General features: G+C 47.3%; 15 protein-coding genes and 1 pseudogene. 11 read left to right on the top strand and 5 right to left on the bottom strand.

The genetic code is table 11. From position 1 onward, the window contains the following. Window positions 1-594 precede the first annotated feature (594 nt). Entirely contained in the window at window positions 595-3279 is a 2685-nt protein-coding gene (gene acnA, locus A1359_RS13050) for an aconitate hydratase AcnA (protein WP_066983573.1), read from the bottom strand. Between the two features lie 246 nt (window positions 3280-3525). Here acnA and A1359_RS13055 point away from each other — a divergent pair, with 246 nt between their 5' ends. The 10 genes and pseudogenes from A1359_RS13055 to A1359_RS13095 all read left to right on the top strand — a co-directional run bounded on the left by A1359_RS13055 (window position 3526) and on the right by A1359_RS13095 (window position 10857). Continuing rightward, window positions 3526-3969, top strand: a complete 444-nt coding sequence (locus tag A1359_RS13055; protein WP_066983577.1) for a ferritin-like domain-containing protein — start codon at window positions 3526-3528, stop codon at window positions 3967-3969. A gap of 31 nt (window positions 3970-4000) precedes the next feature. Continuing rightward, a complete protein-coding gene (gene fumC, locus A1359_RS13060; RefSeq protein WP_198159351.1) occupies window positions 4001-5404 on the top strand; it encodes a class II fumarate hydratase in 1404 nt (467 codons plus the stop codon). 183 nt (window positions 5405-5587) lie between these two features. After that, window positions 5588-5731 carry a hypothetical protein gene (locus A1359_RS13065; RefSeq protein WP_232322220.1) on the top strand — a complete coding sequence of 48 codons (144 nt, stop codon included), beginning with the start codon at window positions 5588-5590 and terminating at the stop codon, window positions 5729-5731. A gap of 185 nt (window positions 5732-5916) precedes the next feature. Next, on the top strand, window positions 5917-6369 hold the full coding sequence (locus tag A1359_RS13070; protein ID WP_066983583.1) for a hypothetical protein: 453 nt from the start codon (window positions 5917-5919) through the stop codon (window positions 6367-6369). A 167-nt stretch (window positions 6370-6536) separates the two neighbouring features. Continuing rightward, window positions 6537-7223: an FAD-dependent oxidoreductase gene (locus A1359_RS13075; RefSeq protein WP_083960627.1), complete on the top strand. Its 687-nt coding sequence runs from the start codon at window positions 6537-6539 to the stop codon at window positions 7221-7223. A gap of 269 nt (window positions 7224-7492) precedes the next feature. Then, window positions 7493-8298 (top strand): annotated as a pseudogene (locus A1359_RS13080) (IS5 family transposase). A 108-nt stretch (window positions 8299-8406) separates the two neighbouring features. Further along, a complete protein-coding gene (locus A1359_RS22485; RefSeq protein WP_157200548.1) occupies window positions 8407-8574 on the top strand; it encodes a hypothetical protein in 168 nt (55 codons plus the stop codon). Between the two features lie 119 nt (window positions 8575-8693). Continuing rightward, a complete protein-coding gene (locus A1359_RS21945; protein ID WP_083960628.1) occupies window positions 8694-9005 on the top strand; it encodes a hypothetical protein in 312 nt (103 codons plus the stop codon). Window positions 9006-9373: 368 nt separating this feature from the next. After that, on the top strand, window positions 9374-9964 hold the full coding sequence (locus A1359_RS13090) for a GGDEF domain-containing protein (RefSeq protein ID WP_198159352.1): 591 nt from the start codon (window positions 9374-9376) through the stop codon (window positions 9962-9964). Window positions 9965-10188: 224 nt separating this feature from the next. After that, window positions 10189-10857, top strand: a complete 669-nt coding sequence (locus A1359_RS13095; protein WP_066983592.1) for a Crp/Fnr family transcriptional regulator — start codon at window positions 10189-10191, stop codon at window positions 10855-10857. Here A1359_RS13095 and A1359_RS13100 read toward each other — a convergent pair. After that, window positions 10854-11033 carry a hypothetical protein gene (locus tag A1359_RS13100; RefSeq protein WP_066983594.1) on the bottom strand — a complete coding sequence of 60 codons (180 nt, stop codon included), beginning with the start codon at window positions 11031-11033 and terminating at the stop codon, window positions 10854-10856. The genes A1359_RS13095 and A1359_RS13100 overlap by 4 nt on opposite strands. A 489-nt stretch (window positions 11034-11522) precedes the next feature. Between A1359_RS13100 and A1359_RS13105 the strand changes: the two genes are divergently transcribed. Further along, entirely contained in the window at window positions 11523-13142 is a 1620-nt protein-coding gene (locus A1359_RS13105) for a mechanosensitive ion channel family protein (protein WP_083960629.1), read from the top strand. Between the two features lie 346 nt (window positions 13143-13488). On the opposite strand, the gene A1359_RS13110 is transcribed toward A1359_RS13105, so the two are convergent. From A1359_RS13110 to A1359_RS23785, 3 genes are all read right to left on the bottom strand, one after another. Next, entirely contained in the window at window positions 13489-14301 is an 813-nt protein-coding gene (locus A1359_RS13110; RefSeq protein ID WP_083960630.1) for an HNH endonuclease, read from the bottom strand. Window positions 14302-14401: 100 nt separating this feature from the next. Continuing rightward, complete coding sequence (locus tag A1359_RS13115; protein WP_066983600.1) at window positions 14402-15253, bottom strand: pPIWI-associating nuclease domain-containing protein; 852 nt, start codon at window positions 15251-15253, stop codon at window positions 14402-14404. A gap of 162 nt (window positions 15254-15415) precedes the next feature. Further along, the coding region (locus tag A1359_RS23785; RefSeq protein ID WP_456297538.1) for a hypothetical protein at window positions 15416-15633 on the bottom strand (218 nt) is incomplete at its 5' end.

Consider the following 15633-nt stretch of genomic DNA (forward strand, 5'->3'; position numbering starts at 1 on the left):
CAAAAGCATTATGCGCTCGAAAATACTATTCTTTAAAAAAAATGCTGTCAATCAGGAGTCTTGCCCAATGACACATAATGGGTAACCGTAAGAATTGCTTAAATTCGGCGTAAGCTGATTTTGGCTAACAGATAGACTAGATATACCCCTTCAATTGCTGATGTCAATAACCGGCTAGAGAAAAACCAGAGTGTGCTGCGGGATTTGCACGCTTATTTGTGTTTAGGCGGCATTTATGTACAGTCCAAAGTGCCCCCCTCGCCAAACCGGTAGCGTGCCAAAAACACCTGCCTTAAAGGCAAGAAAAAGTGTTGTCACTAGGTGAATTAAACCAAAACGGGCAAGCTTCAAATGTGAGGAAATCGTAAATGACTGAAAATCTCTGAAATGCATTGACACATGCCCGCGTAATGTGTAGGGATTAATATGGCCTCACAGGTGGCAGGCCTACTCACCCAGGACTCCACCAGGCTCCGAAACGCTTGATGTAAAGATGACCCTGGAAAGTATCCGGAGTTGGTATACATCATTGTATCGATGGACAAATTGCACTCGAATGAATAGCTTTGGCTAATCTTACGAAAGCTCGAAAGGCTAAATCAATTTTTTTAAGACGGTACGCAGAATACCGCCATCCCGATAATATTGAACTTCTATCGGGGTGTCGAGACGGCTTAGAGTCTGGAATCGGGTGGTAGTACTATCGATCGAAATCGCCAAGACCGTAATGGCCTGTTGTGGTTGAGTGGTATCGGAAATCTCCACAGTGAAGGTTTCTGTGCCGCTAAGCGCCAGACTGGTTGCCGATTCGCCTTCCGCAAACTGCAAGGGCAAAATGCCCATCCCTATCAGATTGCTGCGGTGGATTCTTTCATAACTTTCGGCAATAACGACTTTAACACCTTGCAGATACGGCCCTTTGGCGGCCCAGTCCCGCGATGAGCCTGAGCCATACTCCTTGCCGGCCAGAATGCACAGGGGTATTTGGGCCTGTTTATATTTCATTGCTGCATCGAAAAAGCTCATCCGTTCACCGCTGGGATGATGCACAGTCATGTTACCTTCAGTACCGGGCAATAATAGATTGCGGATACGAATATTGGCAAATGTACTCCGGCACATGACCTGATCGTTCCCTCTGCGGGAGCCGTAACTGTTCCAGTCTTTGCGCTGTATGCCCTTTTCTAGCAAATAAGCCGCTGCCGGCGAATCGTCGGCGATTTGCCCGGCCGGTGAAATGTGATCGGTGGTAACCGAATCGCCAAACATCGCCAGCACCCGCAGGCCGGCAATAGGCGATATGGATGACATTTGCAGGTTTAAGCCGTCAAAAAACGGCGGTTTTCGGATATAACTTGAATCTCGATCCCAGGGATAGCGTTCAGAGAGACTGACATCAATCTTCCGCCAGGCCAGGCTGCCGGCAAACACGTCAGCATATCGCTGCTGAAACATCGCTGGCGTGACGAACTGTCTTATGGTGTCGGTAATTTCCTGGTTACTCGGCCAGATGTCTTTCAGATACACGGGTTTACCATCATTGCCCGTACCGATCGGGTCGCGGGTAATATCCAGTGCCGTCGAACCTGCCAATGCATAGGCGACAACCAGCGGCGGAGAGGCTAGATAATTGGTTTTGGTCAACGGATGCACCCTACCTTCGAAGTTTCGATTGCCGGACAACACAGCCGAAACCACCAGATCATTTTCCAGTATGGCATTTTCCACTGCTTCATCCAACGGCCCGGAGTTGCCGATGCAGGTCGTGCAACCATAACCCACCAGATAAAACCCCAATTGTTCCAGAAATGTCAGTAATCCCGATTTTTGTAAATATTCAGTGACCACCGTAGAGCCAGGCGCCAACGAAGTTTTCACGTAGTTTTTAACTTTCAAGCCCTTTTCAACGGCTTTTTTAGCTAACAGTCCAGCAGCCAGCATAACCGACGGATTACTAGTGTTGGTGCAGGAGGTGATGGCGGCAATCACTACGGCGCCGTGGGTAATCGGTTCACTAGTGCCATTGAGGGTAACCACACCACAGAGGTCAAGATCGTTTTCTGACAGCCCCATACCCTGATTTCCGGCCGGCGCGGCCAACATTTGCCGGTAAGTGGGGCCAATATGGCTCAACAGAATACGATCCTGCGGACGTTTGGGGCCGGCTAGCGCCGGTTCGATAGCGCCAAGATCGACTTCCAGGATTTCGCTGAACGCTGGATCAGGCGTGGCATCATGACGAAATAAACCCTGTAATTTGGTATAGCGTTCGGTTAGTTCGATTTGTTCTGCGCTGCGACCGGTCAGCCGCATGTAACGCAGGGTTTCATCGTCAATCGGAAAGTAACTGACCGTCGCGCCTTGTTCCGGCGCCATGTTGCTGATGGTGGCACGATCGGGTACGCTCATCGACGACAGGCCAGAACCGTAAAACTCGACAAATTTTCCCACCACCCCAACCTGTCTGCACAATTCGGTAATCCGTAAAACCAGATCGGTCGCAGTAACACCAGGCGGAAGACTTCCGGTCAACTTAATCCCGACCACATCGGGTATCAGCATAAAGATCGGCTGGTCCAGCATCACCGCCTCCGCTTCGATACCGCCGACGCCCCAGGCCAGTACGCCCAAACCATTGACCATCGGTGTATGCGAATCGGTGCCCACACAGGTATCGGGATAACAGACATGGCTATCTTTGTTGTGGAAAACCACAGGCGCCAGATATTCGAGATTGACCTGGTGAACAATGCCGGTAGCCGGCGGCACCACACGCAAGTTGCGGAAGGCGGCCTGCCCCCATTTCAGGAACTGATAACGTTCGGCGTTACGTTGAAACTCAACCGCTTCGTTTAAGGCCAAAGCGGTGGTCTTGCCAAAATAGTCCACCTGTACCGAATGATCGATCACCAAGTCGCAAGGAATCAGCGGATTGATCTTTCTGGGATTGCCGCCCAGCTCACTGATGGCATCGCGCATCGCCGCCAGATCGACCAGAGCAGGTACACCGGTAAAGTCTTGCAATAACACTCGGGCTGGTTTGTAGGGGGTTTCAGACCTGCTGCCGTGCGGCTGCCAGCCGGCAAGAGCGATAACATCCGCTTCACTAATAGCATAACCGTCGCAATTTCGCAGCACAGACTCCAGCAAAATTTTTATCGAGAACGGCAAGTGCGAAATATTGGCAATGCCGTTGCCCTCAAGGCTGGAGAGTGCATAGTAGGATGCGGAAGCGAAGCCCAGTGGCTGTAAAGCGCCGAACGGATCGTGAGTAGTCATGATGTAGCCCCCTCGGGGATGGTGAGCTGTCGGTCTGCTAATGATGCATGTGGCCATTGACAGTTGTGTGTGGAAAAGATTCCATGATTGGCAAATTGACTGTCCTGCTGCCTTAGCGAAATGAGTAAATCTGTTAGAGCTTCGAAACCTGTTTGTGTGTTTTCAGTCCCAGTGCTTAATCAGATTGCATAATGCAAGAAAAGGCCTATAGTGAACAACCACTCCATTCTGATACAGGAGGCCATCATGACTAGCAGTGAAATTGATCAAGATGCTGTTATCAAAGTTCTGAATGCTATTTTGGAAGCCGAATTGGCCGGCGTTGTTCGCTACACCCATTATGCCTTGATGGTGTTCGGCTATAACCGCATTCCCATTGTGTCGTGGATGCGGGCACAAGCCAACGAATCCTTGTTACATGCCAACCAGGCCGGTGAAATGATCACCCATCTTGGCGGTCATCCTTCCTTGACCATAGGCCCTTTGCTGGAAACCCATCGCCACGATATTGGCGATATTCTGCGCGAATCTTTGCAGCATGAAACCCAAGCATTGACCGAGTACCATCGCTTACTGGATCTGGTCAATGACCGCAGCGTTCTGCTGGAAGAGTATGCTAGGCGCATGTGTGCTTTGGAGGAAACTCATGTCGGCGATGTACGGAAAATGCTGTTAAAACCGGGCGATTAACGCAGCACTAAAATAGCGGGGGATGAATTTTATGAACAATAAAACTTCCGATTTCCGTACCGAAACCGATTCTTTCGGCACTATTGAAGTACCTAGCGATAAATACTGGGGGGCGCAAACACAACGCTCTGTGCAATATTTCAAAATCGGTGATGAACGCTTACCCAGAGCACTGATTCGTGCCTTGGGTATCGTCAAACGTTGTGCGGCGCTGGCCAATGCCGAAGTCGTTAATCTTGACGTCACAACCGCCCAGGTAATTGCCGAGGTTGCGCAACAAGTGATTGATGGCAGGTTGGACGATCATTTCCCCTTAGTGATTTGGCAAACCGGCTCCGGCACCCAGTCCAATATGAATGCTAACGAGGTGATCGCCAATCTGGCCTGTGAGCGCCTCGGCGGTAAATTAGGCTCAAAAATACCAGTGCATCCTAACGATCATTGCAATCGCAGCCAATCGAGCAACGATGTTTTCCCCACAGCCATGCACATTGCCACAGTCGAGCAATTGCATCAGTTGCTGATCCCGTCCTTGCAACACTTGCATCAGGTGCTGTTCGACAAATCCCAGGATTGGGCCGACATTATCAAGATCGGCCGCACCCACTTGCAAGATGCCACGCCTTTGACCCTAGGGCAGGAGTTTTCAGGTTATGCCAGGCAAATCCAGATGGGACTTGAGCGGATTAACGATAGCCTGCAGCGACTGTATCCGTTGGCTCAAGGCGGTACCGCAGTCGGCACTGGATTGAATGCCAAACCCGGTTTTGCTGAGGAGTTTGCCTATCAAGTGGCAAGTTTTACCGGATTGCCTTTCGTTTCCGCTGCTAATAAGTTTGAAGCGATGGCCAGCCACGATGCCCTGGTGGAAATATCCGCTGTGTTGAATGGTATCGCCGTCAGCCTCAACAAAATTGCCAATGACATTCGGTTGTTGAGTTCCGGTCCGCGTTCGGGATTAGGCGAACTGATGCTGCCGGAAAACGAGCCGGGGTCGTCAATCATGCCGGGCAAGGTCAACCCTACCCAATGCGAGGCATTGAGCATGGTTTGTGCGCAAGTCATCGGCAATCACGTCACGGTGACCTTTGCCGGTGCACAAGGACATTTGGAGCTCAATGCGTTTAAGCCGGTCATCATCCACAATGTGCTGCAATCGATACGCTTGCTTTGCGAGGCGGCAAACAGTTTTACCGATTATTGTGTAGTAGGAATCATACCGAATGTCGAGCGCATCGCCGAATTGATGGCGCAATCGTTGATGCTGGTTACCGCCTTGGTGCCTCGCATGGGTTATGACAATGCTGCGCTTATTGCGAAAACGGCTTTAATGAATGGTAGTACCCTCCGCGAGACAGCTATTGCCAGCGGGTTGGTCACTGCCGAACAGTTCGACGCCATTGTTCGCCCAGAATGCATGCTATCGGCACGATAGGATAATTAGTTTTTTTCACGCTAACTCAGGAGAACAGCATGCACGTCAGTGACGAACAAGCAGCAATAGTCGAATCGAAAAAACGGGGTACGCGTGAGCAGTGCCGTGATTGATTCCGGGGCCGAATGTTGATCAAGATAGTGTCTTGATTGGCGCCATTGGCGTTAGCGGATTGTTTCTGAAATGGACGCTTATATTTTATTAATGAACAAAGTGCCGTTGTTAAAACCCGTCGCCTGGCTGATCGGTTTGCCGTTGATCAGGCCGATATTGGCCAGATTGTATCATTGGCAGGTTAATCGCCGGTTACGTCGGCGGAAGGTGTAAACAACTTGTACAGTTATAGTGAGAGCATCTATTACCTGCGATGAAATGTTTTGCTTAGTTTTGTCCGATAACCCTAGATAATGGCTCTGTATTCAATTTCGAGATAATTATTTTTCCTGAAGGCATCAGATCGTACTTGATGTTGAGTCAGCAAAAATCCCATTAATAAAAGACGGAGAATAATAATGAACCGCATAAAATTAATGTTAAACACAGCTCAAGCAATAATTGCAATACTGGTTTTTGGAAGCGCCGCGCCTGCAGCTTATGCCAAAGATAAAGAGTGTTGGGTCGATTTGTATCAAGATAGTCAATATACCGGCAAACATTTACGTCTCGAAGGGCCAGTCCAAATGAAAAACCTCAAAAATGTCCAAGGCGAAAACTGGGAGTTATGCATCGATAGCCTTAAAGTGGGTCCAAGGGCAAAAGTGACCCTTTTTGAGAATACCAATTTCAAGTTAACCCTAAAAGAAATGGAAAAATATCCCGATTTACTCAAATCGTTGGGCTTAACGGAAAAAGATGCTATGGAAGATAAAGAGCTTATTTTTATTCCCAATACCAAGGTACATGATCTGAGTGATTTTAATTTTCGCAATAAAGTCCGCTCATTGAAAATTGATTGCGAAGGTTAATAAAGCCATGAATAAAGTATCCTTTTTTCCTAAGTTAGTCGTTTGTATTTTAGTCTTGCTAGTACTGATTATTTTACACGTTATCCCTCTTCCAATTTTTGAATTACTGATTTTGTATGTAATGCTATTCCGGCCTGTCTGGTTTAAAAATCTGGTAGACCAACTTTATGAACATCGGTGCGGCCCTGTTCCCACATGATCTGAATCAGTTTCTGAACGACTATTACCGCAGCAAGGGGGTTGAGGTCATGTCCCGAAAAACGGTGACTGGGTTAACGCGAAAACAGGATCGTTTAATCCTGGATGCCCGTAGCGTCGATGAATCAGACAAATACACTATCGAAGTCGATGCGGTGGTGGCTGGGATCGGCATCAAACCTGATGTCAGCTGGCTAGAAAAATCCGGATTGACAATTGATAACGGCATCGTCGTCGACGAATTGTTGCGCACACAGAATCCGGATATTTTTGCAGCCGGCGATGTCGCCAACTTCTACAACCCCAGTTTAGGCATACGCATGCGAGCGGAACACGAGGACAATGCACTGACCATGGGTGAATGCGCTGGCCGGAACATGGCCGGTGAATCACAAACCTATCATCATCTGCCTTATTTCTACTCTGATCTGTTCGAACTGGGCTATGAAGCTGTCGGCAAAACGGATTCCCGCTTGGAAATGCTGGAAGATTGGGTTGAGCCCTATAAAAAAGGCGTGATCTATTATCTACATCAAGATCGGGTACGGGGTGTGTTGTTATGGAATGTTTGGGATCGGGTGAATGCCGCGCGCGCACTCATTGCTGAGCCGGGGCCCTTCACCGCGGCCGATATGAAGGGAAGATTGGCATTTTAAAATGTATAGCAACAGATAGCATTACTTTCAACTCAGAGGCTGGCTGTCGCGTTAAACCCTATGAACAGCATGGATGGATAACTATTAAACATATCATCCAGAACTATATTCTCGATGAGATATTGCCGGAGAATCATGATGGAAAAAAGTTATATGTGGCTAGTCCATAATCACTTGACGCATGATGTTGAAATCTCCGAATTCGAACTAAGTGCGTGTTTTAAAAGTAGCAAATTCGCCTAAACGGTAGAATGCCCAGCATTTTACCCATGACTAAAAAGCGTAATAAATCAAAAGTTAAGCGTTATCCGACTGACTTGAACGACAAGAAGTGGGGAATTATCATCTCCTTATTGCCCGATGCGTTATCGGGTGGTCGCCCAAGAGAAGTCAGTTTAAGAAAAATCATCAATGCCATTTTTTATATGGCTTGAGCGGGTTGCGCTTGGCGATTACTCCCGCACGAATTTCCTGCCTGGCAAACGGTGTACGGTTATTTCAGTCGCTGGAAAAAAGATAAGACATGGCAACGTATTCACGATGCTTTGCGTGCAAAAGTCAGACAGAAAGCAGGTCGACATAAACATCCCACCGCAGGTTCTATTGATAGTCTAAGTGTCAAAACAACTGCTTTAGCAGGCATTAAAGGCTTCGATGCAGGAAAAAAGATTCAAGGTCGAAAGCGTCATATTCTTGTGGATACATTAGGATTGCTAATGGCTGTCGTGGTCACCGCGGCCTCCGTTCAAGAAAGAGACGGCGCAAAACTTCTGTTCAAATCAATGACGGGAAGTTGTAAAAAATCCTTCGTATTTGGGTGGATGGCGGTTATCGCGGCGCCAACATGATGGAATGGGTCGCTCAACGCTTCCACATTGTTTTACACACTATTTTGCGCTCGGATGATACGAAGGGATTTAAATTATTGCCGCGTCGTTGGGTGGTTGAAAGTACCTTTGCTTGGCTTTATCGCTATCGTCGTTTGAGTAAAGATTACGAGGTGCTAACCGATTCAAGCACGGCTTTTATTCATATTGCGATGATAAATTTGATGCTTGGTCGACTTGAAAACTGAATTTTTGGAACTTTTAAAACACGCACTAACGAATATACGGACAAACACCAGCAAAGACTGCAGCAGTTAACGGAAGAACTGTCGTTAACTGCCGAACAACAGTCTCAAATGGAGCTTGTGTTTAAAGAGCAGCATGAAAAGTTTCGTCCTGTTCATGAAGAATCAAATGATCGCATCAAACAGATATTAACGCCCAGCCAGATGAGTCGCTGGGAAGGCATGCAGCAACAGCGTCATGAAAAACACATTAAAAATGTGGTCGCTGGAGAAATGTAAGCACCACAAGATCAACTGTAATAGCGGATATTTAAATAATCCCGCTACTTTTTCACTTTTCCAGATTGTTTCTATCCGAAATTAACTTTAATATTCTTCGTTTACGTAATGGAGGAGCCATGCTAAATATAAACGAATTGCGCAACAAAACCCGACGCATCTCTGCTACGAGGCGTACTACTGACAGACGGGTGGCATCTTATGGATTCAGTTCGCCGGAGTGGCAGGCTAATATTGAAGCCAATTATGTATATTGTCCAAAATTTGAACGTCGGCAATTGACTAGGCGTGATGATGAAAGACGATCATTAGATCGTCGTCAACACGCTGTTTCACCCTATAGCCCCTCAGACAAGCGAACTCCTCAGCTGGTATTAACGCGGGAGGAGCGTAAACTGATTGAAGATCTGTATCTGTATGATCTAAGCTAGCTATATCCTGATGTAGGCGAATAGCCCTTAGAAGTGACGATGAGGCAGCCATAATCTGAAAGATAATCTCATTAACTCTTCCACTGCAGATCAGGAATATGGTTGCCAGGCAAACTCTTTACACATTCGTAAAATACATCAATACCTTTGATCGAAGATACCTGATTAGCTTGGCCTTATGCCTTGAATTACTGATTGCCTGGGGCGATTACATTACTGGGCCGCTCGCGCCTTTCGCACATTTCTATCTGATTCCCATTACCTGTTCAGCCTACTTTTTAGGTAAGCGATGGACTTTCATTATTACTCTTTTGGCGATAATTGCTGGCATCCCTGTTTTTCTACAGCCACTAAAATCAGGTCAATTAATGCCCTTAATGCTTGATTTAACCTCTAAAACCATTATTTACTTGTTTTTTGCACTACTTGTCAGCGAAATGAGAAAGCTGATGGATACTTTGAAGGAGTTGGCTAGCGAAGATCCATTAACACGAGCAAACAGCGGCCGTTATTTTTACGAGTTTGGCAGCACTGAAATTGCCAGGGCTCAACGTTCCAAACAACCGTTGACCCTGGCATTTATCGACCTTGATAATTTTAAGGACGTTAATGATACGCTGGGTCATCAACAAGGTGATGCCTTGCTGGTCGAAATCGCCACCACCATCAAAGCCAATTTACGAGAGGGCGATATTTTAGGTCGTTTAGGGGGAGACGAATTTGCGATCCTGCTGACTCAAACCGACCAACAGCAAGCAAAAGTCATTCTTAGCCGTATGCAAGCGAATCTGCTAAACGCTGTTCACCCCTATGACACCCGAGTAACCTTCAGCATAGGCGTAGTGACTTATCTGGCTGATAAGCCCACCAGCATGAAAGAACTGGTAGCACTTGCAGATAAGGCTATGTATGTCATCAAAAAATCCACCAAGAACGCTATTCAATATAGTGATACTTGATATCCTTTCAGTGGATACCTGAGTCAATAACACATTTCATCACGGAATTTGGCGTACTTTATCGTGCTATTGTATTGGTCGGGCAGCCAAAATTAAGAACATCCTGCAATAGACTTTTCGGGTGATCTAAAATAGTGCTGCGGCAGAAATGACGCGGCTTGAGGTGTAATGACTTTAATCAGCAGGTAAAATTAACTTTCTTATTAGAGGCTTAAAGAATAATCATGCATCTATCTTTGTGGAAACAGCATTTTCCGGCGTTTGCCTGTCAGAATGATAAGGTTTTAAAGCAATTGATGGATACAGCTGCTCTAGTTTCTTTACCTGCTGGGCAGCAAGTTTTTTACCCAGGAAAAACCTGTGAAAATTACTTGCTGCTGCTATCCGGCAGCGTTAAAGCGCAGATCATGTCTGCCGATGGCCGGGAAGTATTGCTTTATCATGTACGTGCCGGTGATTCTTGTGTATTAACCACCTCTTGCCTGCTGGGCGACAATCGTTATCCTGCCGAAGGCTTCACGGAAACCGACGTTAGCGCGTTTGCTATTCCGGCAGCTGTTTTTCACCGCTGCATAGAACAATCAGCCTTTTTTCGGGAATTTGTATTTCACAGTTTTTCCAAGCGATTGGCGGATGTGATTAAACGCATGGAGGCGCTTAGCTTTGGATCGGTGGATCAAAAACTCGCGAAAGCACTACTTGCCAGTAAATCTCAAACCATTCAAAAAACCCACCACGAACTGGCTCTGGACATGGGCTCAGTTCGTGAAGTGGTTTCCCGTCATCTGAAACGGTTTGAAAGTTATGGTTGGCTAAGATTAAGTCGTGGTTCCATCGTAATTGTCGATGCCGATGCTTTAAAGCGAGTCCTTGTCACAGTGGATGAGCATTAATCGTCTTGCTTACTTTCCTGTTTGTTTTCTTCACCGATAAAATGCAGCAATATAAAGCCAATGATAAAACCCAGTACTGCGGCAAATACTAAGGGCAAGGCAAAGGGGATATCGTGTGGGTCTCTCAGGTTCATCTGTAAAATGCCTGAAGCAAAGTTAAAAATTAAATCTAACATGGGATTCCTACCTTTATCTAAGTGTTGGTTATTGGTTTTGTCTGCAAAATCGGCTATTGGCCTAGAGACGGTTTAGACTATAAAGACAGGCTGATCAATTATCAGTGACAAAGTCACACAGCTTTTATTGGGCTGCTCGGATGAGCAGTAATTTTCAGCGGATTTTTAAAACAAAAATATCCCCACAGCATTTTATTCGTTGATGTTTATTCTGCTAATAGACAATTCTTATCCCAATCCATAGCAAGACCGTGTGTAATCTTTGCATTAATCAATTAGTATAAATACCTGCCCCGAAGGCTTAAAATGGCAGGGATTTTCAAGAAAAAATCTTTCGTGTGCAGGCGCAATCTTTCCATCCGTTTTTGCGAGAATACATCAATCACGGCGATTACAAACGTCTAAGCAGGATGGGGGATATAAATCCTGTCTCACCTAGCCTGACCCCAACAACTTTGATTTCGGGTAATTTTATTAAGGGCTATTCCCATGTTGATGCATAGTGTTAGAAAGTGTATTTTCGGCGTGTTGTTTGGGCTATTAACTTGCCCAACATTGAGCTTTGCCGTATCTGAAGCACTAGCCATAGAGCCAGTGGAATCGTCACCTGTCATTGTTTGGAACCGAGAAATTACTCGATTCAGAGCCGATTATGAGGACTTTACAGTCGCGCAAAGGGCCAAGGGAGCTATAGAACGAATCCTGGAGATTCCATCTGGAAAGGCCGAATACAAGATCGAAGCTATCGACGGAAGCTTAGGGCAATATTCCGGAGCCTGGATTCGCGTCAATGATAAAAATATCTTTGGCATACTCAAGCAAGACATAGATAGTGAAAGCGGTGAAACTTTTGAGCAGTTGAAGCAAACCACCGTGGACAATTTAAAGGCCTGGCTGGACATTCGTAGCGAGCAGGAAAAATGGCCTTTAATCCTCAAAGGCATCGGGGTTTCATTGATCGCCTTTTTAGCCTATGGCTTGATTCTGATTACCTCTATTCGTTACGGTGGCAGCTGGTTAAATAAACACGCTTATCAAATTAGTAATGACACCAGCAAGCCGATAATCATTGGGGACGTTAATGTCAAGCCCTACTTAATCTCCCTGGAAATCGGGCTTTTCAAAATACTGATCTGGGGTCTGGGTTTGGTGCTGGCCTACATTTTGGCAACCTTTGTATTAAGTCAGTTCCCTTATAGCGAGCCCTGGGGGACGCAACTCAGCACATTTTTATTTGAGTTGTTTCAGGAATTTGGCTTGGCTATCATTGCGGCTACGCCGAATTTGTTTACCGTACTGGTGATTTATTTACTCACCAGTTTATTTGTGCGTGTCGTCACCGCCTTTTTCCGTAGCGCGGAAAGCGGTATTTTCCAATCTGTCTGGTTGCAACCGGAAACCGCTAGAGCAACCCGTCGCATGGTGGTGGTGTTGGTATGGATTTTTGCCCTAGTGGTGTCCTATCCCTATATTCCCGGCTCAAGCTCAGAAGCATTTAAAGGTATCAGTGTATTTCTGGGGCTTATGCTGTCTCTGGGCTCCGCCGGTATGGTCGGACAAGTGGTGGGGGGCTTGGTGGTAGTCTATTCACGCGCTTTTCGTACCGGCGAATATGTCAAAATTGGCGAGTACGAAGGCTTTATTCGTGAAATAGGCGTACTTTCGACCAAAATGTCGACCCTTAAACATGAAGAAATCACCATTCCGAATGCCGTGTTAGTAGGCACGACGACAGTGAATTATTCGCGGCACACCGAAGGCGGTAGTGCCGTCATGTCTACCACGATAACGATAGGTTACGATACCCCCTGGCGCCAAGTTCATAGCCTATTGTTATTGGCTGCCGAGCGAACTGCCCATATTATTCAAGACCCAGCGCCGCGGGTGATGCAACGAGCGCTATCCGATTTTTACGTGGAATATCAATTATTATTCCGCATGCCAAATCCTGAACAGCGCTATCTGATTTTGTCCGAATTACATGCGCAAATCCAAGATGCTTTCAACGAATATGGCGTGCAAATCATGTCGCCACATTTTGAGACGCAACCGGATGAGGCCGTGGTTGTTCCTAAATCGGACTGGCGTAAACCACCGTCCAGACTGTAAACCTTGAGTTGGAGTCCCCGCAGCCCGTAGGGCGTTTTCGCGATAGCAAAACGCCGGGTGCATCAACGTCATTGCGGATTGCTATCGCGAATCCGGGTTAGGCAAAAACGAGGGTTAGTCTGGATAGGTAGGCTGGGTAGAACAACGTGAAACCCAGCATCTAAGCTGGGTTTCCGCTATAGCTACAACCCAGCCTACGGCCCTGTAAACCTTGAGTTGGAGTCCCCGTAGGGCGTTTTCGAGATAGCAAAACGCCTTACGGTTTGGGCAAAAACGAGGGTTTGGGCTGGACAGGTAGGCTGAATGCGTGATTGCAAGACCTGGCCCCTTCACCCGGGGTTATGTTTCATGCAGGTAGATACTGATGCCATTCGTGTAGCTCGTGGCTTCGCTCAAGATAAGTCTGAGCGGGCCTCAAGGCGCTTGCAATTGGCATCTTCATCGCCTGACCATGAAGGTTCGCTGACAGAAGCAAGTCGTACTCTGTGTATGGGCCATCCTTCAAGTCCGGATCGACGTACCAAATTCGAAAGTCTTTCGTTACGGTAACAAGCCCTTCATCAAACAGCTTGTGATGCACGCTGTTCAACAACAATCCATTTCGAACGTCTAGCCTCTCTTCCGGCTTACAAGTGGTCCACGGGACGATGTGGCAGGCTTCAAGCACTGACAGGAAGGAAATGTCAGTAAAAGCGCAGCGGTATTGATATGCCTTGAGCAGTGCATCTCGAAATAGTGATTGCGCTATGCCTCGTGTTTTGACCATGCGCATGATGTCAGCAGCGCTACTGGGGTTGCCGGCCAGTTCAGTGACAATTTCTTCGTATGTCGTTCCGTCAGATGCGAAGGCGAATGGATTCGGGATAGCGTTCCAGTTGTAGGAACGAACAAGCGCCTCGCCTTCCTCCAATTTATCCACGTCATAGGCAATGAACCCTGTGCCCGGCTTCCCGCTTTGGTTGACGATGAGAATGGTTAGCGGAGGAAGCTTCTCATCAAGGCAATAGTCTTGGACCAAGCCAAGTACATACCGTATAGCTCGGTGATGGACGCCAAGCAGTGCGCCCAACTCGCCATAAGTGATGGTTCTTCCTTCAGCGGCCCTCTTGGTAAGAATGGGCCATGCTCGATTGGCTCGCTCAGCTTGATTGATGGTCATGGACGATGGGCTCCGATGAAAAATAACGTAGAGCTAACCGGCGCTGCGCGGCTTTATCGCGCAGCGTCCAGCGACCGAAGGGAGCGAGGTTGAGCGCCGGTTATGCCTCATCGTAGTAACCCTCCCACCAAGAGCTTGTGTCAACGCAAAGAGTATCTTCGATGGCCTCCAATTCGGCTGGATCTTCCACGTGACTTTGCAGTTCGCAACTAAAAGGAAAGGAGTCATTTCCCGTCGCGCCCTCCCCACGGCGAAGGTCGCTGTTGGAGCCCCATTGAAGTTCTACTCCGATGGTGCCAGATGCACGCAGGTGAATAAATTCGCTGCCAACCTTTGTGACGGTTACCTCTTCCACATCGATTTCATCGACGCAATGGTGTGTCGCCAACTCATCTATTGCGCCTATGGTTTCGCTAATTGCGAGAGCCACGACCTCATCGTGAATCTGGGCTTCTAGCGCTCGGGCCAACTGAGCACGACAGTGGTTCGCAAGCCCAAGAACGCTAAATAGCGAATCAATAGCAAGCGCAGCTTCTGCCGAAGCGCGAGATGCATCAATACCAAACGTACCTTCGTTCACGTGCGTATATTTGTTTAGTTTATTGATCGCACTGATGAGTTCTTTCTTCTCCTCCGCGACATCAATCTCCAAAGTGCCGGCTACGTAGTCACTTGGTAAGCCGCCCTGAAGAACGTAGGTTATAGCGTGAGCGCGGGTAATGCCGGTTCTGGATGTTGTGTCGGGTACGTACCAAGTGCAGGCTTTAATTTCGGCATCCGGGGCCAGATCGCTCAATACGTGCCGAACAAGTTCGCGATATCCAGCACAAAAGTTGTTGAAGGAAAGGGGGTTGGATGTGTCCTCCAAGCTCTTGATAGAAGCTGCCAGCAACTTCTTCTGAAACTCGCTGCTCAATTGAGCGCTCAGATTGTTCGCGGAATCGTCAAGCATAGAGACTGACCGGTGTGGCATAACTATAATTAGCCATCCTAAATGACGCAAAACATTGCGTCAAACAGTTACCTAATCCGTTTTTAAAAATTAAAATCATCGCAATTTCAGTAGTTTGTCAAAATTTAGTCTTTCCTAACAAAAATGCAAAATACGTCAGTTCTACCATTGGAAAACCCACCTAAATTGCTCGATCAAGTGCGGGGCAAAATTCGCTTGTAGCATTACAGTATTCATACCGAGCAGGCTTATGCGGACTGGATTAAACGTTATATTCTGCATTTTGGCAAGCCTCATCCGCGTGACATGGGCGCTAGTGAGGTGACGCAATTCCTGACGCATTTCCCTCGTTTCCACGCAACGCGTCAATGCCATTAAGT

The sequence above is a fragment of the Methylomonas lenta genome (assembly GCF_001644015.1).
Classification (GTDB): domain Bacteria; phylum Pseudomonadota; class Gammaproteobacteria; order Methylococcales; family Methylomonadaceae; genus Methylomonas; species Methylomonas lenta.